Source organism: Microbacterium sp. ZXT2-5 (assembly GCF_055329545.1).
The window spans coordinates 2,910,749-2,930,630 of the sequence record NZ_JBUZWD010000001.1 but is presented as its reverse complement, the minus strand read 5'-3'; the positions used below and the strand labels follow the sequence as shown (position 1 = coordinate 2,930,630).

The following is a 19,882-nucleotide window of genomic DNA, read 5'->3' as shown; positions in this document are numbered from 1 at the left end:
CGCGTCAGGGCTGCCCGTCCTCGGCGGCCGGCGCCTCGCCCGCCGTGCCCTTCGGTGCGTAGCGGCCGAGCCGGACGTCGACCGCCGCGGCGGCGGTGCGGGCGCTGGGACCGTATCCGACGACGACGGCGATGAAGCGGTCCGCCGCCAGCCCCTTGAGCGCGAGGGCCGTGCGCGCCACGACGGTCGCCGTGCGCCGGGTGCGTCGCAGGAGTGCGATCTCGCCGAACCCCTCCCCCTCCCCCAGCGTCGCCACCACGCGATCGTCGCCGATCACGTCCGCCTCACCGGACGCGATGACGTAATAGCGGTCGCCGACGTCCCCGGCCACGAACACCGCCCGCCCGGCGGGCACGTCGACCGGCTCGAGCCCCCGCGCCAGCTGCTCGATCGCCGGAAGCGGCAGGGGCTGGAGCATCGGCACCCGCTGCAGCAGGGCGACGTCGGCATCCAGCGCGCCGACCGCGCCGTCCAGCCGGCGCAGGCGCCACCACGAGAGCATCGCCAGCACCGGGCAGATGAGGCCGATGCCGATGAGGGCGGGCTCCAGGCCGAGCCAGGCGATGAGTGCCGAGGCCAGGATCGATCCCACGCCGATCGAGATGACGACCAGGCTCTCGAGCACGCCGAAGATGCGGGCCATGACCTCGTCGGGGGCGAGTCGACCGATGAGCGTGAACCCCGCCAGATCGATCAGCGCGTTCCCGACGCCGACGAACGAGAGCAGCAGCAGCGCGGCCGCCTGCCCGGAGAACACGCCGACCAGCGCGATCGGCAGACCCCACAGCGCGACCCCCACCGCGAACCACGCGCCGAGTCGTCCGGTGCCGACCAGCAGCGAGGCGCACAGCGACCCCACGACTGCGCCCACGCCCACGGCGGCCATCAATGCGCCGGCGCCCGACTCGCCCATGCCCAGCAGCTCGATCGCGACGACGACCGAGAACACCGTGAGCGCGCCGCGCGTCAGCGCCTGAGCGGCCGCGAGGCCCAGGATGAGCAGGAGGTCGCGGCTGCGCACGACGGCGCGAAGGCCGTCGATCGCCTCCCGCATCAGGTCGGGTCGCGGCGCCGGTGGCCGCGGGGGCGCGTCGTAGCGGACACGAAGCAGCAGGACTGCCGCCCAGAAGGAGGCCGCCGCCGCGACCGCGAACACGATCGACACGTCGGCGACCGCCAGCAGGACCGCCGCGATCAGCGGTCCGATGAGCGTCGCGATGGAGTCGAGCAGACCCCGAACCACGTTCGCGCTCGCGAGTTCGTGCCCGGTGCGCGACAGCGTCGGCAGCAGCGCGGAGTGGGCCGGGCGGAAGAGGGTCGCCGCGATCGTGGACAGCACGGCCAGCGCGTAGACGACGAGGACCGGGCCGGCGAGGACGACCACCGCCGCGGCGACAGCGGTCGCCGCCCCGCGCAGGAGCGAGACCGTCACGAGCACCCGCTCCCGCCGTCCGCGGTCGGCGAAGGGCGACAGGATCGGCGCCAGGAGGGCCGACGGAAGCATGCGCAGGAGGCCGACCAATCCCAGCGCAAGCGCGCCGCCGTCGTTGTAGGCCACGATCCCCAGCGCGACGGTGAAGGCCCACTCCGCCGTCCAGGCGCCGAGGAAGCTCAGCTGGGCGCGGCGCAGATTGGGGTTGCGCCAGTTGCTCGAGAAGGCCCCCGCAGCCTGTTCGAGCTTCGATCGGGTCCCCAGAAGGCCCATGGACCGACCCTAGATGCTCCCGCGAGCGCCCACCAGGGTCCCGAGGTCGCTTCGCGCAACGCCGGCGGGCCGGCCCGCCCGGAGAAGGCGACGGGCTCGCGTCAGTCCAGCCGGCGGTCGTCGGCGTGGCGGGCGAGGCTGCGTCCGTAGCGCTCGGTGAGCTGCACCATGAGGTCGGGCGTCTCGCGGTCGAGGCCGAAGACGTAGCCGGGGAAGTCGAGCTCCCGCTGCGCGGCCCAGATCTCCTCGTGCCGGTCCGGCGAGAGGATCTGCACCGGGTGTCCGACCGCGACCCATCCGATCGGCACGGTGGAGTCGGGCGGCAGCGTCGTCCGCAGGTGCACCACGGCGTTGATGCGCACCTCGCTGCGCGCTCCCACATACGCGCCGTTGAACACCCGCGTGCCGGTGGCCAGGAAGACCTCCTCCTCCACCACCGCTCCAGAGATGCTCGCCATCGGCCCGACGAGGACGTGGTCGGCGATGTGCACCGGGTTGGTGGCGGTCGCCCGGATGAGCGCGTTCTCCATCACGATGACGTTCGACCCGAGCGTGATCGCGCCGCCCTCCGCGGTGACGACCGCGCCGTGCAGGATCTGGCAGTCGGGTCCGATCACGACGTCGCCGCTGATCACCGCCGTCGGGGCGACCACCGCGTCGGGATGGATCCGGGGCGTGACCCCGAGGTGCTCGAATCGCATCATGCCTCCTCGCCTCCGCTGCCGTGCGTCATCGGCGCCGGCGCGGCTCGGTTCACAGCGTAGTGCGATGCCGCAGCCCCGCGCCCGGCGCCGGGCGCCGGGGACCGGCGTCACACGGGCCGAGTGCCGTTCGGCCGTGGGTAGGGTGAAAAGGTGCCGCATCCCGGCCCATCGCTCCACCCCCCGAAAGCCTGCACCATGACTTCTGCGCTGCCCATCGCCTCGCCCCCCGCCGCGATCGCCGCCTCCGACTCCATCCGCCTCGTCCTTGACACCGTCGAGGCGCGCAACCCGCACGAACCGGAGTTCCTGCAGGCGGTGCACGAGGTGCTCGAGTCCATCGCGCCGGTGCTGGAAGCCCACCCGGAGTTCGTCGACGGCGGCATCCTCGAGCGGCTCGTCGAACCCGAGCGCCAGATCCTCTTCCGCGTGCCGTGGGTCGATGACACCGGACGCCTGCAGGTCAATCGCGGCTACCGGGTGCAGTTCTCGTCGGTCCTCGGCCCCTACAAGGGCGGCCTGCGGTTCCACCCGTCGGTGAACCTCTCGATCATCAAGTTCCTCGGCTTCGAGCAGATCTTCAAGAACGCCCTCACCGGCCAGGGCATCGGCGGCGCCAAGGGCGGCAGCGACTTCGATCCCCACGGCAGGTCGGACGCCGAGATCATGCGCTTCTGCCAGTCCTTCATGAACGAGCTCTACCGCCACCTCGGCGAGCACACCGACGTGCCGGCCGGCGACATCGGCGTCGGCGCCCGTGAGATCGGATACCTGTTCGGCCAGTACCGCAAGGTGACCAACCGCCACGAGTCGGGCATGTTCACCGGCAAGGGCGTGCAGTGGGGCGGCGCCGAGGTGCGCACCGAGGCCACCGGCTACGGCGCGGTCTTCTTCGTCGACGAGATGCTCGGCGTCCACGGTGAGACCCTCGAGGGCAAGCGGATCGGCGTCTCGGGCTCGGGCAACGTGGCGATCTACGCCATCGACAAGGCACGCCAGCTCGGCGCGACGCCGGTGACGGCATCCGACTCCTCCGGCTATGTCGTCGACGACGCCGGGATCGACGTCGACCTCCTCCGGCAGATCAAAGAGATCGAGCGCGCGCGCATCTCGGAGTACGCGGCGCGCCGCTCCGGCGCGCGCTATGTCGAGGGCGCGCGTCCCTGGGAGGTGCCGGTCGACGTGGCGATCCCGAGCGCGACGCAGAACGAGCTGGAGGCCGAGGACGCGCGCGCGCTGGTCGCGAACGGGGTGCGCGCGGTCGCAGAGGGCGCCAACATGCCCTCGACGCCCGAGGCGATCGAGCTGTTCCAGTCGGCGGGTGTGCTCTTCGGCCCCGGCAAGGCCGCGAACGCCGGCGGCGTCGCGACGTCCGCCCTGGAGATGAGCCAGAACGCGGCCCGACAGCGCTGGAGCTTCGACGACAGCGAGGCGAAGCTGCGTGCCATCATGGCCGACGTGCACGACTCCGCGTTCGCCGCCGCCGAGAAGTTCGGTCACCCGGGCGACTACGTCGTCGGCGCCAACTGCGCCGGCTTCGAGCGCGTCGCGCACGCGATGCTGGCTCAGGGCGTCATCTGAGCCGACCGCGGCTTCGCGAGCCTCCGGGCCGATGTGTCAGGATCGGCGTCGTGAGCATCCACGTGAGCGCCGACAACTTCACCCGCGCCGAGACGGACCGCATGTTCCGCGACCTCCAGCACAAGGCGGGCGGCGTGAACCGGTTCGTGCACAATCGGACGCCTGCGGCGATCGACGACCAGACCGTCATCCGGCTCAACCGCGACACCCTGTACAGCTTCGCCGTGGTGGATGCGACCGCCGGCGCGACGCTGACGCTCCCGGAGCACGGAGACCGCTACCTGTCCGCGATGGTGCTCGACCAGGATCACCACGTCGTGGCGGTCTACCACGATGCCGGTGCGTACCAGCTGAGCGCAGCCCGACCGGGCAGCCGCCACGTCGTGGTGGCCGTGCGGACGCTCGTCGATCCCGGCGACGCCGACGACCTGGCTGCCGTGCACGAGATCCAGGACGCCATGGGTCTGACAGCAGCCTCCGCTGCCGCCTTCGACTATCCGGACTACGACACCGGCTCGCTCGACGAGACCCGCGACGCCCTCCTGGCACTCGCCCGCAACCTGACGTCGTTCGACCGCACCTTCGGCACGCGGGACGAGGTCGACCCGATCCGTCACCTCATCGGCACCGCCGCGGGCTGGGGCGGGCTGCCCACCAGCGAGGCGGTCTACGTCAGCGAGGATCCCCGCCTCCCCGTCGGCCGGTACGAGCTCACCGTCGGCGAGGTGCCGGTCGACGGATTCTGGTCCATCTCGGTCTACAACGCCGCCGGCTACTTCGAACCGAACGACCGCGACGCGTACACCGTGAACAGCATCACCGGCGTGCGCAATCCGGACGGGTCGACCACCGTGCGCTTCGGCGACTTCCCGCCCGGGACGGCCAACGCGATCCCCGTCACCGAGGGCTGGAACTACCTGGTGCGCCTCTACCGGCCGCACCCCGAGGTGCTCGACGGCTCGTGGACCTTCCCGCGCCTGGAGGCGTCCGGCTCCTGAGTCCGGCGCACCGCCGCCCGATCAGGCCGTCGCCGCCTCGGACGCCGCCGGCTCCGCCTTCTTCTCGGGCCAGAGCTGCTCGATGAGCTGCGCCACCCACGCGACGAGCTCGTCGTCGCCGAGCTGCTCGCCGCCTGCGGTCGGCAGGGGCACGACCAGCGCCTCGCCGCCGGCGACGACCTTCGCCTTCGGGTGCAGGCGCTGCAGCCGCACCCGCATCGAATCGGGCAGGTTCGCCGGCGCGATGCGCAGGTTCGGGCCCATCGCGACGACGTCGGCGAGGCCGGCCTGACCGGCGCGGCGCCGCAGCCGCGCCACCGCGAGCAGCCCCTCGACCTCCGCCGGCGGCTCCCCGTAGCGGTCGGTCAGCTCCTCGATCACCAGGTCGATCGCGTCGGGCGCCGCGGTGACGGATGCGGCCGCCGACAGCTTCTGGTAGGCCTCGAGACGCAGTCGCTCGCTGTCGATGTACGAATCGGGTATGCGCGCCTGCACCGGCAGCTCGAGCCGGAGCTCCGTCGGGCCCTCGGTGTCCTCGCCCCGGAAGGTCGCCACGGCCTCGCCGATCATGCGGAGGTACAGGTCGAACCCGACGCCGGCGATGTGCCCGGCCTGCTCGGCGCCGAGGAGGTTGCCCGCGCCGCGGATCTCGAGGTCCTTGAGCGCCACCTGCATGCCCGAGCCCAGGTCGTTGTTCACGGCGATCGTCTCGAGGCGGTCGGCCGCCGTCTCGCTCAGCGGCTTCTGGTCGTCGTACAGGAAGTACGCGTACGCCCGCTCGCGCGCACGGCCGACGCGGCCGCGCAGCTGGTGGAGCTGGCTCAGCCCGTACTTGTCGGCGCGGTCGATGATGATCGTGTTGGCGTTGGCGATGTCGAGGCCGGTCTCGATGATGGTCGTGGAGACCAGCACGTCGGCCTTGCGCTCCCAGAAGTCGTCGACGACCTGCTCGAGCTGGTGCTCCCCCATCTGCCCGTGCGCGACGACGATCCGCGCCTCCGGCACGAGCTCGGCCAGCTGCGATGCGACGCGCTGGATCGACTGCACGCGGTTGTGGACGTAGAAGATCTGCCCCTCCCGCAGCAGCTCGCGCCTGATCGCCGCGGCGATCTGCTTGTCGTTGCGTGGGCCGACGTAGGACAGGATCGGGTGCCGGTCCTCCGGCGGCGTCTGCAGCGTCGACATCTCGCGGATGCCGGTCACCGCCATCTCGAGGGTGCGCGGGATCGGCGTCGCGCTCATCGCGAGGATGTCGACGTTGGTCTTGAGCTTCTTCAGCTGGTCCTTGTGCTCGACGCCGAAGCGCTGCTCCTCGTCGATGATCATGAGGCCGAGGTCCTTGAACAGCACCTTCTCGGTGAGGATGCGGTGCGTTCCGATGACCATGTCGACGGTGCCGTCCGCGAGGCCTGCGACCACGTCGCGCGCCTGCTTGTCGGTCTGGAACCGCGACAGCGCACGCACCTTGACCGGGAACCCGGCGAACCGCTCGGTGAAGGTCTCGAGGTGCTGCTTGACCAGGAGTGTCGTGGGCACCAGCATCGCCACCTGCTTGCCGTCCTGGATGGCCTTGAAGGCCGCGCGCACGGCGACCTCGGTCTTGCCGAATCCGACGTCGCCGGAAAGCAGCCGGTCCATCGGGATCGGCTTCTCCATGTCGGCCTTGATCTCGTCGATCGTCTGCAGCTGATCGGGGGTCTCGGCGAAGGGGAAGGCCTCCTCCAGCTCCCGCTGCCACGGGGTGTCGGGGCCGAACGCGTGCCCCTTGGACGCCATGCGCGCCGAGTACAGCTTGACGAGCTCGACGGCGATGTCGCGCACCGCGCGACGGGCCTTGCTCTTGGCCTGCGCCCAGTCGCTGCCGCCCATCTTCGACAGCGACGGCGCTTCGCCGCCGACGTAGCGCGAGAGCAGGTCGAGCTGGTCGGTGGGCACGAACAGCTTGTCGCCCGGGTAGCCGCGCTTGGACGGCGCGTACTCCAGCACGAGGTACTCGCGCACGCTCTTCACGGCGTTGCGCCCGCCGCTGGAGACCTCGCGCTGGGTGAGCTCGACGAACCTGCCGATGCCGTGCGTGGCGTGAACGACGTAGTCGCCGGCCTTGAGCTGCAGCGGGTCGACGACGGTCTTGCGTCGCGACGCGAGCTTCTTCACGACACGGCTGTCGCCGCCGATGGTCCTGCCGTAGAACTCCGACTCGGTGAGCACCGCGAGCTTGGCGTCGGGGAACTGGAAGCCGCGCTCGAGGACGCTCACCACGACGTGGGCGATGCCGGGTTCGGGGGCGTGGTGCACCTCGTCGACCTTGCGCGCGGCGATGCCGCGCTCGGCGAGGACATCGCGCGCCCGCTCCACGAGGCCGGCGCCCGACGCGGCGACCACGACGCGCCACCCTTCGGCCAGGAGCGCGCCGACATGCTCGGTGGCGCCGTCGACGTTGCCATGGAATGAGGGCACGGGGGCGCCGGGGACCCGGATCGCCGCAGCGGCCTCGAGCGCGACGTCGACGTCGTCGTCGATCGCGGCGTCGAGGAGGCCTTCGGCCACGGCATCGGCCTGCCCGGAGTCGAACGAGCTCATCCGCCACCAGACACTCCCCCGCTCGCGCGCCGCCTCGCGGAGCTCGGGAAGGGTGAGGAAGTCGCCGGCACCGAGGTCGACCGGAGTCCGGGCGCCCGCTGTCGCCGCGCTCCAGGCCGCGTCCAGGAACTCGCGGTTGGTCTCGCCCAGCGTGATCGCGCGCGTGACGGCGCGCTCGGGATCGACCAGCGCGACGGCGGATCCTTCGGGGAGGTAGTCCGCGAGGGTCACGAGGTCGTCGACCACGGCCGGAAGCAGCGACTCCATCCCCTCGACCGGGATGCCCTCGGCCATCTTCTCGAGCATCGCGGCGAGTCCGGGGAACTCGTCCTTGAGCTGTCGCGCGCGTCCGCGCACGGCCTCGGTGAGAAGGAGCTCCCGGCTCGGCAGCAGCGTGACCTCGCGCACATCCCCGGCGAGGGAGCGCTGGTCGGCCACCGAGAAGGCGCGGATCTGGTCCACCTCGTCGCCGAAGAACTCGACGCGGTACGGGTGGGCGGCCGTCGGCGGGAACACGTCGAGGATGCCGCCGCGTACGGCGAACTCGCCGCGTCGCGACACCATGTCGACCCGGTGGTAGGCGAGCTCCACCAGTCGCGCCGACACCTCGCCGAGGTCGTGCCCGCGGCCGCCGACGACGATCTCGATCGGCTCGACGTCGTCCAGTCCCGCCGCCAGCGGCTGGATCGCGCCGCGCACCGATGCGGTCACCACGAGCGGCGTCGAGGCGTCCCATCGTGCGATCCGGCGGAGGATGTCGAGGCGGGCGCCCACCGTCTCTGCGCTCGGGCTCAGCCGCTCGTGCGGCAGCGTCTCCCACGCCGGGAAGTGGAGCACCTCGGCTCCGGGCAGCAGCGCTCCCAGCGCAGGCCCGAGGGATTCGGCACGGCGCCCCGTCGGGGCGATCACGAGCACGGCAGGCGGACGCCCGGCGGCGCGCCGGCGTTCCACCAGCGCCGCCAGGAGGGGGGCGTCGAGGCCCTCGACGAGCGAGAAGTCGGCGTCGACGGATGCCGCGGCCACAGCGTCCCGGAACGGTTCAGCCTGTTCGAGGGCGCGCACGATCCCGGGAACTGTCACCGCACGAGTCTACGACGCGCCGCCGACACCGGGCGCCGCGAGCCAGGGGCAGGGCGGCCGCGAACGTCGTCGGCGCTCCTAGGATGAGTCGCGTGAGCGATCCCTCGCAGCCCTCGGGCACGCCGCCCCCGCCCCCGCCCGCACCCCCGCAGACGTGGGCGCCGCCCGGAGCGGCACCGTTCGGTCCTCCGCCCGCCTCCGCGTACGCGCCCCCGCCGGGCTATGCGCCGCCCGCCGGGTTCGGCGGCACTCGCGGCGCCGCGCCGGCCATGTCGCCCTCCGCGGCACCCGCACCCGCGCGGCGCCGCGGCACGCTCGGACTCGTCGCCCTCGGCCTGGCTCTGATCGCGACGGTCGGCGCGAGCCTGCTCGCGGCGGTCGCCGCGTTCAACATCGGGCTCGGAGCGGGTCGCGAGATCAGCGCACGCACCGCCACCGGCGATTTCGACTGGTCGATCCTCTCCCCCGTGCGCGATTGGGTGCTCATGGGCGAGATCGCCTTCTGGGCCGGCACCGCGCTCGGCCTGTGGGCGCTCATCCAGGGCGTGGTGGCCATCGTGACCTCCCGCGGCCGGGGAGCCGGCATCGCGGCGGTGATCATCGCCGCTCTCGGCCCCATCGCCTACGGCGCGGTGGCGCAGGGCTTCCTGACGGCCGGCCTCGCCGCGGGCTGAGCCCGGAGTCACTCGCGGGGCGCGTGGTGCTTCTGCTGCGCGGCGAGGAGTCCCTCGTCGACCAGCTGCTCCACGGCGTCGGCGGCGTCGCCCAGGAGGATCGGGAGGTTCTTGCGCTCGGTGGCGCCGAACGGGTCGAGCACCCAGTCCGCCGGGTCCTGCCGGCCGTGCGGGCGGCCGATCCCGACGCGCACGCGCGGGAACGCCGGGGTGTCCAGCGCTTTGGCGACGTCGCGGACGCCGTTGTGACCGCCGTGGCCGCCGCCGACCTTCAGCTTGATGGTGTCGAACGGGATGTCCAGCTCGTCGTGGATCACCACGACGTGCGCGGGGTCGATCCCGTAGAACTTCGCCAGCCCCGCGACGGGACCGCCCGACACGTTCATGAACGTGTTCGGCTTGGCCAGCACCAGCTTCGCGCCGCCCGGCCGCAGCCACGTCTCGACCACGCGGGCGTTCGCCTTGTGCGTCTTGAAGGACTCGCCGCGCCGTCCCGCCAGCTCGTCGACCACGAGCTGGCCGACGTTGTGGCGGGTCAGCTCGTATCGGGGCCCCGGGTTGCCCAGGCCTACGATCAGCCACGCCTCTGCCATGACTTCCATCCTGCCCGACCGGGCGTCCGGCCCGGATCGAGCTCGTCGTGGAACGGGACGAGGGGGTGCGGCATCCGCACCCCCTCGCCTGAAAAGCGCTCCGAGGCTTACTCGGACTCGTTCTCCTCGGCCGGGGTCTCGGAAGCCTCCGACTGCTCGGCGGCGACCTCGGCGTCGGCCTCGGCGATCTCGTCCTCGGCGGCCAGCGTGGCAGCGGGGACCGAGATGGCGACGACGAGCATCTCCGGGTCGGCGGCGAGGGTCGCGCCACGGGGCAGCGTGAGCTCGCCGGCGGTGATGTGCGTGCCCTCCTCGAGGCCCTCGACGTCGACCTCGATGTGCTCGGGGATGTGGGTCGCCTCGACCTCGAGCGCCACGGTCTGCGCGTCCAGGTTGACGATCGTGCCGGCGAAGGGCTCGCCGTTGACGATGACCGGGACGTCGACCTGGATCTTCTCGCCCTTCTTCACGACGAGGAGGTCGATGTGCTCGATGATCTGGTGCACCGGGTCCTTCTGGACGTCCTTCACCAGCGTCAGCTGCGCCTTGCCGTCGAGATCGAGCTCGAGCACCGCGTTGGCGCGGCGGATGAGCAGCGACACCTGGTGGCCCGGAAGGGCCACGTGGACGGGATCGGTGCCGTGGCCGTAGATGACGGCGGGGATCTTGCCGGCGGCGCGCAGGCGGCGGGCGAAGCCCTTGCCGAAGTTCTCGCGCAGCTCGGCCTGGACCTTGGTGTCGACCTCAGTGGACATGGGTTCTCCTTGCGGGCCTGGGGCCCGTTGTCGCTCGGCCCGCGAGATGGCGGACCGTGGGTATCGGGGGTGTCTTCGACTCGAACGCGCGCGCGTGAGGAAAGCCGGGGGCCCGCATCACCGCGTCGATCACGGATGCCGCAGCCCGCCGGTGGCCGACAGGCGCGAGGCATCCCTCGCCGAAGTTCGACACGAGTCTACCAGCGCCCCCACTACGATGAGGAACGCACCGACTTCCCGCTCACACGGAGGACCCCATGGAATACGGCTTCTGGTCTCACGCCCTGCTCTGGCTGATCGGCGCGATGGCCGCGGTCGGCGCCCTCGGGACGGCGCTGGCCTTCTGGGGCCTCGGGCGTCAGGCGTACCGCAACAAGGACTGAACGGGGCTATCGGAGCGCCGGATACCGCCGGATCGCGTGAACCGCGGCGTCGACGACGTCCGCCAGCGGCGGGTCCCCCGCCACCACCACGCCCGGCTCCTCGGGCTCCAGGTGCTCCAGCGTCTGCAGCTGGGAGGCCAGCAGCGACGACGGCATGAAGTGCTCTCGCGTCGCCATGCGCCGGGCCAGCTCGCGGGTGGACGTCCGCAACTCGACGAAGACCGTCGCCGGTGCGCCGGAGAGGATGCGCTCCCGATAGCGTCGTGCCAGCGCCGAGCACGCGACCACGACTCCACCGGGCGCGTCGTGGAGCTCGGCGGCCACCACGTCCAGCCATGGCATCCGATCCGCGTCGTCCAGCGGCACCCCGGCGGCCATCTTCGCCACGTTCGCCTCCGGGTGCAGGTCATCGGCGTCCACGAACGGGAGAGCGAGGCGTGCGGCCACCGCGCTCCCCACCGCGGACTTCCCCGAGCCGCTCGGACCCATCACGACGATCCGGGGGCCTTGCGCAGCGGGACTGCCGGCGGTCGCGCCGGAGTGAGACGGGATCACCCCGCCACGGTAGCCGACGGCCGCCCGCGCGTCACAACCCGGCTGCGTGCCGTGTGAGCTTCCGGCCGCTGCGGCGTAACACGGAGCCGTCAGACTCTAGGCTGAAAGCGACGACTCAACCCCAGGAGCACGCGTGTCTTCCAACGATCCTTCGCTGACCGGCGAGCAGGCCCAGACCACCATCTCGACGGATCAGGACCAGGCGCCTGATGAGGCGACGACGGCGCACGAGGCCGCGCCCGCCCCCGAGGACGTCGGGCGCCCCACCCCGGAGCCGGAGGGCCCGGAGCTCGCCGTCGCCGCGGCGGCGAACATCGGCGTGGTGGGCCTGGCGGTGATGGGCTCGAACCTCGCCCGCAACCTCGCCTCCCGCGAAGGCAACACCGTGGCGGTGTTCAACCGGTCCCGGTCCAAGACCGACGAGCTGACCGCCGCGCACCCGGAGGCGGGGTTCGTGCCGGCGTTCTCTTACGACGAGTTCGCCGCGTCGCTGCAGAAGCCGCGCGCGGCGATCATCATGGTCAAGGCCGGCCGCCCCACCGACGCGGTCATCGACTCGCTGGTCGAGGTGTTCGAGCCCGGCGACATCATCGTCGACGGCGGCAATGCCCTCTTCACCGACACCATCCGCCGCGAGAAGGCCGTCCGCGAGACCGGCATCAACTTCGTCGGCGCCGGGATCTCCGGCGGCGAGGAGGGCGCGCTCAACGGCCCGTCGATCATGCCCGGCGGCTCGGACGAGTCGTGGGTGACCCTCGGACCGATCCTCAAGTCCATCGCGGCGGTCGCGGAGGGCGAGCCGTGCGTCACGCACGTGGGTCACGACGGCGCCGGCCACTTCGTGAAGATGGTGCACAACGGCATCGAATACGCTGACATGCAGCTCATCGCCGAGGCCTACGACCTGATCCGCCGCGGCACCGGAAAGACGCCGGCAGAGATCGCCGAGGTGTTCGCCGAGTGGAACCGCGGCGAGCTGGAGTCGTACCTGATCGAGATCACCGCCGAGGTCCTGCGCCAGGTGGACGCCGCGACCGGAGAGCCCCTGGTCGACGTCATCCTCGACCAGGCCGGCGCCAAGGGCACCGGCGCGTGGACCGTGCAGACCGCGCTGTCGCTCGGCGTCCCGGTCTCGGGCATCGCCGAGGCCACCTTCGCACGGTCGCTCTCCAGCCACCCCGAGCAGCGCGCGGTCTCCCGCGGCCTGCCCGGCCCCGCCGAGGGCCTCCAGGTCGACGACCCCGACGCGTTCATCGAGGACGTCCGCCTCGCGCTGTACGCGTCGAAGATCGTCGCCTACAGCCAGGGCTTCGACGAGATCCGCGCCGGTGCCGCCGAGTACGGCTGGACCATCGACCTCGGCGCCGTGTCGAAGATCTGGCGCGCGGGCTGCATCATCCGGGCCCAGTTCCTCAACCGCATCGCCGAGGCCTACGACCAGACCCCCGACCTGGCGGTGCTGCTGACCGCCCCGTACTTCGCCGACGCGCTCGGCCGCGCCCAGGGCGCATGGCGCCGCATCGTCTCGGCGTCTGCGAACTCCGGCATCCCGGCTCCCGCGTTCTCGTCGTCGCTGGCCTACTACGACGGCCTGCGCGCCGAGCGCCTGCCCGCCGCGCTGATTCAGGGCCAGCGCGACTTCTTCGGCGCCCACACCTACAAGCGCATCGACAAGGAAGGCACCTTCCACACCCTGTGGTCGGGCGACCGCACCGAGATCGAGGCGGAAGACACCCACTGACGCACCGCCTGAGCGGACAGAGGGCGGATCCCCGGCCGGAGATCCGCCCTCGGCGTCTCAGGCGGCCTGTCCGTCCGAACCCGGCCGGCCGTCGCCCTCGGGCTGCACGTTGTGGTTGCGGCAGAAGACATTGCCCGGGTCCCACGTGCGCTTGACCGCCGCCAGTCGCGCCATCGTCGCCGGCGGGTAGATTCGCGCGGCGTAGGAGGGGTCGGTCGACACCGTGAAGTTGCCGTACACGCCCGAGCCGCTCGCCTCGATGGCGTCCCACGCGGCCAGCGCCCGCGCCCGGGCGTCGTCGTCGACCATGCCCGGGATGTCGAACGCCCCCGCCATGGCGAACCACGTCGCGTTGCGCGCCGGGAACGCGGAGTCGTCCTGGGCGACGTCCCCGTACGCCCCGCCGAGCGACCGCAGCAGCACGACCGATGCCGGGTTCGCCTCTCGGAACGAGACGATCCGATCGATCGCGTCGTCGTCGAGGTCCGCCACGAGCGTGTTCCCCCCGAGGAACCCCGGCATGGGCTGGTCGGGGTCGAACTCGGGCGCCTCGAGCAGCACATCGGGGTAGCTCTGCACGCCGAACTCGCGCTCGGACACCCCGGGGGCTTCGGCGAGCGGCGCGAGCGCGCGGCGCGCCTCCTCCTCGTCGGTGCCGATCCATACCGCGGTCACCGTGGCGCCGGCAGGAGCGTTCGGGTCCATCGGCGGGACGTCCATGTAGGTGACGGTGAGCTCGCGTGGAGCGTCTGCGAGGATGTCGCGCAGCACCCGCAGGGCGGGCCGTGCGTCTGCGTCGATGCCGTAGACGGCGTGCACCACGCCGTTCAGCCGGTGCGCCTCGAAGTCGAAGCGCGTGACGACGCCGAAGTTGCCGCCGCCGCCGCGGAGGGCCCACAGGAGCTCGGGGTGCGAGGCATCCGTCACCTCCACCACCTCGCCGCGGGCGGTCACGAGCTGCGCGCCCACCAGCTGGTCGCACGCGAGCCCCCATGCGCGCACCATCCAGCCGATGCCGCCCCCGAGGGTGAGGCCGCCGACGCCGACGGACGCGGTGTCGCCGGAGCTGAGTCCGAGGTCGTGCTCGGCGAGCGCGTGCGCGACGGCACCCCACCGCGCACCGCCCCCGACACGCACCCGCGTGCCCTCGACGGAGATGGCGTCCAGCGCCGAGATGTCGAGGGTGAGACCGCCCGGGACCTCGCCCCACGCGCTGTGGCCGCCGCCGCGGATCATGACCTCGAGGCGCTCGGCCGAGGCGTAGCGGATGGCCCCTCTCACGTCGTCGACGGTGGAGGCCCGGATGACGGCGGCGGGCGAGCCGATGCCGGAGTGGAAGCGACGTGCGGACTCCCACTCGGGGTCGCCCGGACGGATGACGGTGCCGACGGAGGCGGCGCTGAGATCGTCGTTGCTCATGCGCGCCAGACTAGGGGGCGGGACCGACATCGCGCACCGGGTCCGTCCACGGCGGGCGTCGGCGACGAGACGCGTCGCCCGTGGTCGGGCGTAGGCTCGCGAGGGTGACGAGCATCCTCTACATCGGCGGTACCGGAACCATCAGCGCGGCGTGCGTCCGCCGCTCCGTCGCCCTCGGGCACGACGTCGCGGTGCTCAACCGCGGCAGCGCCCGGCGGCCCATCCCGCCCGAGGCGGAGCTGATCGAGGCCGACATCCGCGATGCCGCAGCGGTGCGCGCCGCACTGGGCAGTCGGCGCTTCGACGTGGTCGCGGAGTTCCTGGCCTTCACGCCCGACCACATCGCTTCCGATCTCGAGCTCTTCGAGGGGCGCACCGGGCAGTACGTGTTCATCAGCTCGGCCTCGGCGTACGAGAAGCCCCCGCGGCGGGTGCCGGTCACCGAGTCGACGCCGCTGCGCAATCCCTATTGGCAGTACTCGCGCGACAAGATCGCGTGCGAGGACGTCCTGGTCGCCGCCCACCGGGAACGGGGGCTTCCCGTCACCATCATCCGCCCCTCGCACACCTACGACGAGCGTCTGCTCCCCACCCTCGGCGGCTGGACCGACATCGCCCGCATGCGCGCGGGGCGTCCCGTCATCGTGCACGGCGACGGCACGAGCCTGTGGACGATCACGCACAGCGACGACTTCGCAGTCGCGTTCACGGGGCTCGTCGCGAACCCCGCGGCGATCGGGGAGGCGTTCACCATCACCGGAACGCACGCACCGACCTGGAACCAGATCTACGGCTGGCTGGCCGAGGCCGCGGGCGTGGCCGACCCCGACATCGTCCACGTCGCCTCCGAGACGATCGCGGCGTTCGCCCCCGACCTCGGTCCCGGCCTGATCGGAGACAAGGCGCACTCGATGCTGTTCGACGTCTCGAAGGTGACCGAGCTCGTGCCGGAGTTCCGCACGACGATCACGTTCGACGAGGGGGCGCGGCGGATCCTGGCGTACTACGACGCCGACCCCGGCGCCCGCCGGGTCGACGAGGACCGCGACGCGCTGTTCGATCGCATCGCGGCCCACGCGCGTTCGGCCGGCTGACGCCGGATCCGATTCCCGCGCCGCGAACTGGATCTCACAGCCCGCGCATAGCCGGCTCCATAGGAAGCGCATAGAAAGCCATCCACAATGGACGCATGACCAACCCGGCACCGGCCCTCCTCCGTCCCGACGGCTCCAGCCTGCGCGTCCTCGTCGTGGACGACGAGCAGATGCTCACCGATCTGCTGTCGATGGCGCTGCGGATGGAGGGCTGGGAGGTGCGCACCGCCGGGTCGGGGTTCGAGGCGCTGCAGTCGGCACGCGAGTTCGAGCCAGACGCCATGGTGCTGGACATCATGATGCCCGACCTCGACGGCATGGCCGTGCTGCAGCGGCTGCGCCAGGCCGGCGACGACGTCCCCGTGCTCTTCCTGACCGCCAAGGATGCCGTCACCGACCGGGTGGCAGGCCTCACCGCCGGCGGCGACGACTACGTCACCAAGCCGTTCAGCCTCGAGGAGGTGGTCGCGCGGCTTCGCGGCCTCATGCGCCGCGCCGGCACCGCGCACGCGGCGGGCGCCGAGCCGATCCTGCGCGTCGGGGACCTGACGCTCAACGAGGACAGTCACGAGGTCGAGCGCGCCGGCGAGCAGATCGAGCTCACCGCGACGGAGTTCGAGCTGCTGCGCTACCTCATGCGCAACCAGCGACGCGTCGTGTCGAAGGCGCAGATCCTGGACCGCGTGTGGAACTACGACTTCGGCGGCCGCTCCAGCGTCGTCGAGCTCTACATCTCCTACCTCCGCAAGAAGATCGACGCCGGCCGCGAACCCCTCATCCACACCGTGCGTGGTGTCGGCTACATGATCAAGGCGCCCCAGTGACGGACCGGAGCCGTACGACGACGGAGCCGGATGCCGCGACCGGCGCCGGCATCGAGCCCCCGCGCGACGAAGAGGCGCCGGGGACGGGTGCTCCTGTCTCGGACGAGCTTCCCCGGCGCGCCGCGTGGACGCTGCAGCGGAAGCTCATCGTCACCGTCGTCGGCATCACGTCGTTCATCATGGTGCTGGTCGGCGTGGCGACCAGTGCGATCCTGGGGACGGTGCTCGAGGAGGGACTGAGCAGCGAGCTGCGCTCGACCGCCGACCGCATGTCGGTGCTCACCCGGCAGCCCGTGGGTGCGGGGCTCACCGCTCAGGAGATCCTGGAGCAGCAGCCCCAGCAGGCCGGATTCCTGCTGGCCATCGAGACTCCCCCCTCCTCGCCCACCGCGGCGGTGACCGAGGCGGACGGCACCGTGACCGCGCTCGACGACGAGCAGATCGAGCAGCTCGCGGCGGGACTGCGCGCAGAGGGCCCGCTGGTGGTGACCATCGACGGCGTCGGCACGTTCCGCGTCGAAGGGCGCAGCGTCGACGGTCAGTCGATCGTCGTCGTGGGACTGTCCCGCGACGAGGTGGCCGCCACGATCGCGCGCATGCTCACCACCATCGGCCTGCTGACCGCCGGCGGCCTCATCCTCCTCGCGGTCGCGACGGCATGGACGATCCGCGCCGGCCTCGCGCCGCTGCGCGCGGTCGCCGCCACGGCCGAGCGGGTCTCCCGGCAGCAGCTGGACCAGGGCGAGGTGTCCATCAGCGAACGGGTCCCGGCGCGCCAGGCCGACCCCCGCACCGAGGTCGGCCGGGTCGGCGAGGCGCTGAACACGCTCCTGGACCATGTCGACGAGTCGCTCACCGCCCGCCAGCGCAACGAACAGCGCATGCGCGCGTTCGTCGCCGATGCCAGTCACGAGCTGCGCACGCCGCTCGCCTCGATCCGCGGCTACTCCGAGCTGTCGCTGAAGGCGCTCGGTCTGGCACCGCGGCCGGAGCCCGGGCCCGCCGCCGCGACCCTCGAGACGACCGAGGCGTCGCTGGAGCGCATCCAGGCGCAGTCGCTGCGGATGACGTCCCTCGTGGAGGATCTCCTCCTCCTCGCCCGGCTCGACGAGGGCCAGGAGCTGGTGTACGGCACGGTCGATCTCACGCGGCTCGCCATCGACGCGGTCGGCGATGCCCGCCCGACCGGTCCCGACCACGAGTGGGTGCTCGAGGTCGGCGACGAGCCCGTGCTCATCGCGGGCGACACGAGCCGCCTCCAGCAGGTCGTCACCAACCTGCTGGCGAACGCGCGCACCCACACACCCGCCGGCACCACGGTGACGGTGACGGTGGCGCGGGACGGCGGCACGGCCGTGCTCCGCGTCCATGACGACGGCCCCGGCGTCGACCCGCGCATCGCCGACGAGCTGTTCGAGCGCTTCGCCCGCGGCGACCGCTCACGCGCTCGTCAGACCGGGGGCACGGGCCTCGGCCTCTCGATCGCGCGCGCCATCGTCGACGCGCACGGGGGCTCCATCTCGGTGGACAGCCGGCCCGGCGACACCACCTTCGAGGTGCGCCTGCCCGCCCGTCCCCTCGATCCGGCCCCAGGGACCGGCGTCGGCACGGCTCAGTAGCCGCTGAAGGCGTCGGTGGTGATCGAACGGGCGCGCTCGAGGGCGGGAGCGAGATCGGCGATCAGACCGGCCGGCCCCGAGATGTAGGCGTGGCGGGAGGCGATGTCGGGTACCACCCGCATCAGGCCCTCGGCGTCCAGGCGCACGCCCCGCGCCCACTGCCAGTGACTCGGCAGGTCGACCGGACGGTCGCGCGTGAAGACCACGACGCGAGCGGCGGATGCCTCGATCTCGCCGCGGAACGCCAGCTCCGAGGCATCCGACGCGACATAGACCAGCACGATGTCGCGCTCGAGGCCCGCCGCGGTCAGATGCCGCAGCTGCGACACGAAGGGCGTCACGCCGATGCCGGCGGCGACCATGAGGATCGGCGCGGCATCGCGCTTGGGCAGCAGGAAGTCGCCCCACACCCCGGTGATCGCGAGGTCGTCGCCCGGCCGCACCTGCGCGAGGGCCTTCTTGTAGGAGCTCAGCGGCTTCGTGCCCGTGCCGTCCTTGAACGCGACCTTGAGCAGCGGCAGGTCCTCGGGCGCGGACGCGATGCTGAACTCGCGCCGCGTGCCGCGCGCGTCGGGGTGACGGTGCGGCACCTCCAGCTCCAGGTACTGCCCGGGCAGGAAGGCCAACCGGTCGTGCACCCGGAATGTGAGCTCTTCGACGGTCGGTGTGGGCTCGGCCCGCGAGACCAGGGTCAGCCGCACCGCCGTGCGCAGCGCGAACGCGAACGCGACCAGGTTGCCGATGAGCAGCGCCCGCTCCTGTCCGAGGGTGATGTCGCCGAGTGAAATCGGCCAGCCCGCGAGCACTCCGACGACCGCGGCGACGGTGAACTGCTGCCAGCGCCGGGGCGGCAGCGTGAGCGGCTCGGACAGCATGAAGGCGCCGAGGAACAGGAAGGGCGAGGACCACAGCACAGGCCACAGCACGTCGAGGATCTCCACCTCGACCCCGGCGGCCTGATACTGCGCGGCCGTGCGGATGACGGCGACCGCGACGGCGACGACGAGGAACACCGCCACGACCCGGAGCTTCTCGGTGCGCACCAGCACCGCCAGGCCCAGCACGATGACCGGTGCGGCGAGGGCGGGCGTGCCCACCCACCACGCCGACGAGCCGAGCGCCGGCCACGCGAGGCTCAGCAGCGTGAGCACGGTGGCACCCACGGCGGCGGGGTTGAAGATGTGGCGCCCGCGCCAGGCGAGCAGGTACTTCGAGAGGGACGCGACCGCGGCGGCGATCGCGATCCCCGCCAGCCCGGCGAGCTCCAGCGTCGGGCGCAGCACGAAGAGCAGGATGTGCGCCGTGATGAGCGATGACTCCAGGCGCCACGGCAGGGTCAGCACCCGCTGGGCGGCGGCATCCACCCCCACGCAGACGGCGGCGAGCACGAGCAGCGTCGCGATGAGCTCGACCGGGTCGGGTCCGACGAGGTCGAAGAGCGAGAGCACCAGGGCGACGACCGCGAGCGCCGCGAGCGCGAGGTAGACCAGGCGGTACATCGACACGCGGCCGAGCACCGCGAAGACGCGGTTCCAGAAGGCGGTGAGCGTTCCCACGTCACACCACCACGATCGGCTCGT

At 72.0% G+C, this 19,882-nt stretch carries 16 protein-coding genes; 8 read left to right on the top strand and 8 right to left on the bottom strand.

The window, feature by feature from the left end:
• Positions 1-4: 4 nt before the first annotated feature.
• Complete coding sequence (locus ACZBH1_RS13065; protein WP_463646597.1) at positions 5-1,705, bottom strand: MFS transporter; 1,701 nt, start codon at positions 1,703-1,705, stop codon at positions 5-7.
• 101 nt (positions 1,706-1,806) lie between these two features.
• Positions 1,807-2,406, bottom strand: coding sequence for a gamma carbonic anhydrase family protein (locus ACZBH1_RS13060; protein ID WP_336396766.1), 600 nt, complete (start codon positions 2,404-2,406; stop codon positions 1,807-1,809).
• Between the two features lie 198 nt (positions 2,407-2,604).
• Here ACZBH1_RS13060 and gdhA point away from each other — a divergent pair, with 198 nt between their 5' ends.
• Positions 2,605-3,987: an NADP-specific glutamate dehydrogenase gene (gdhA, locus tag ACZBH1_RS13055; protein ID WP_452325292.1), complete on the top strand. Its 1,383-nt coding sequence runs from the start codon at positions 2,605-2,607 to the stop codon at positions 3,985-3,987.
• A gap of 50 nt (positions 3,988-4,037) precedes the next feature.
• On the top strand, positions 4,038-4,985 hold the full coding sequence (locus ACZBH1_RS13050; RefSeq protein WP_378881477.1) for a DUF1214 domain-containing protein: 948 nt from the start codon (positions 4,038-4,040) through the stop codon (positions 4,983-4,985).
• A gap of 21 nt (positions 4,986-5,006) precedes the next feature.
• Here the strand turns inward: ACZBH1_RS13050 and mfd are convergent, their stop codons facing one another.
• Positions 5,007-8,645: a transcription-repair coupling factor gene (gene mfd, locus ACZBH1_RS13045; protein ID WP_463646596.1), complete on the bottom strand. Its 3,639-nt coding sequence runs from the start codon at positions 8,643-8,645 to the stop codon at positions 5,007-5,009.
• Positions 8,646-8,728: 83 nt separating this feature from the next.
• On the opposite strand from mfd, the gene ACZBH1_RS13040 reads away from it, so the two are divergent.
• Entirely contained in the window at positions 8,729-9,319 is a 591-nt protein-coding gene (locus tag ACZBH1_RS13040) for a hypothetical protein (RefSeq protein WP_463646595.1), read from the top strand.
• 8 nt (positions 9,320-9,327) lie between these two features.
• On the opposite strand, the gene pth is transcribed toward ACZBH1_RS13040, so the two are convergent.
• The gene (gene pth, locus ACZBH1_RS13035; protein ID WP_336396466.1) at positions 9,328-9,912 is read right to left on the bottom strand and encodes an aminoacyl-tRNA hydrolase; all 585 of its coding nucleotides are present in this window, start codon (positions 9,910-9,912) and stop codon (positions 9,328-9,330) included.
• Positions 9,913-10,019: 107 nt separating this feature from the next.
• Positions 10,020-10,667, bottom strand: coding sequence for a 50S ribosomal protein L25/general stress protein Ctc (locus ACZBH1_RS13030; RefSeq protein WP_336396467.1), 648 nt, complete (start codon positions 10,665-10,667; stop codon positions 10,020-10,022).
• 257 nt (positions 10,668-10,924) lie between these two features.
• Here ACZBH1_RS13030 and ACZBH1_RS13025 point away from each other — a divergent pair, with 257 nt between their 5' ends.
• Entirely contained in the window at positions 10,925-11,050 is a 126-nt protein-coding gene (locus ACZBH1_RS13025; protein WP_336396468.1) for a hypothetical protein, read from the top strand.
• A 6-nt stretch (positions 11,051-11,056) separates the two neighbouring features.
• Here ACZBH1_RS13025 and ACZBH1_RS13020 read toward each other — a convergent pair whose 3' ends face one another.
• A complete protein-coding gene (locus ACZBH1_RS13020; protein ID WP_378882136.1) occupies positions 11,057-11,539 on the bottom strand; it encodes a gluconokinase in 483 nt (160 codons plus the stop codon).
• A 199-nt stretch (positions 11,540-11,738) separates the two neighbouring features.
• Here ACZBH1_RS13020 and gnd point away from each other — a divergent pair, with 199 nt between their 5' ends.
• Positions 11,739-13,346: an NADP-dependent phosphogluconate dehydrogenase gene (gnd, locus tag ACZBH1_RS13015; RefSeq protein WP_463646594.1), complete on the top strand. Its 1,608-nt coding sequence runs from the start codon at positions 11,739-11,741 to the stop codon at positions 13,344-13,346.
• 57 nt (positions 13,347-13,403) lie between these two features.
• Here the strand turns inward: gnd and ACZBH1_RS13010 are convergent, their stop codons facing one another.
• Positions 13,404-14,765, bottom strand: a complete 1,362-nt coding sequence (locus ACZBH1_RS13010) for an FAD-binding oxidoreductase (RefSeq protein ID WP_452325289.1) — start codon at positions 14,763-14,765, stop codon at positions 13,404-13,406.
• A 104-nt stretch (positions 14,766-14,869) separates the two neighbouring features.
• Here ACZBH1_RS13010 and ACZBH1_RS13005 point away from each other — a divergent pair, with 104 nt between their 5' ends.
• The 3 genes from ACZBH1_RS13005 (at position 14,870) to ACZBH1_RS12995 (ending at position 18,302) form a co-directional block, all read left to right on the top strand.
• Positions 14,870-15,859 carry an SDR family oxidoreductase gene (locus ACZBH1_RS13005; protein ID WP_463646593.1) on the top strand — a complete coding sequence of 330 codons (990 nt, stop codon included), beginning with the start codon at positions 14,870-14,872 and terminating at the stop codon, positions 15,857-15,859.
• A 95-nt stretch (positions 15,860-15,954) separates the two neighbouring features.
• Entirely contained in the window at positions 15,955-16,683 is a 729-nt protein-coding gene (locus ACZBH1_RS13000) for a response regulator transcription factor (protein ID WP_336396472.1), read from the top strand.
• Positions 16,680-18,302, top strand: coding sequence for a sensor histidine kinase (locus tag ACZBH1_RS12995; RefSeq protein WP_463646592.1), 1,623 nt, complete (start codon positions 16,680-16,682; stop codon positions 18,300-18,302). Before ACZBH1_RS13000 ends, ACZBH1_RS12995 begins: the two co-directional genes overlap by 4 nt.
• Here ACZBH1_RS12995 and ACZBH1_RS12990 read toward each other — a convergent pair.
• Positions 18,296-19,858 carry an FAD-dependent oxidoreductase gene (locus ACZBH1_RS12990; protein WP_463646591.1) on the bottom strand — a complete coding sequence of 521 codons (1,563 nt, stop codon included), beginning with the start codon at positions 19,856-19,858 and terminating at the stop codon, positions 18,296-18,298. The genes ACZBH1_RS12995 and ACZBH1_RS12990 overlap by 7 nt on opposite strands.
• Positions 19,859-19,882: the final 24 nt, after the last annotated feature.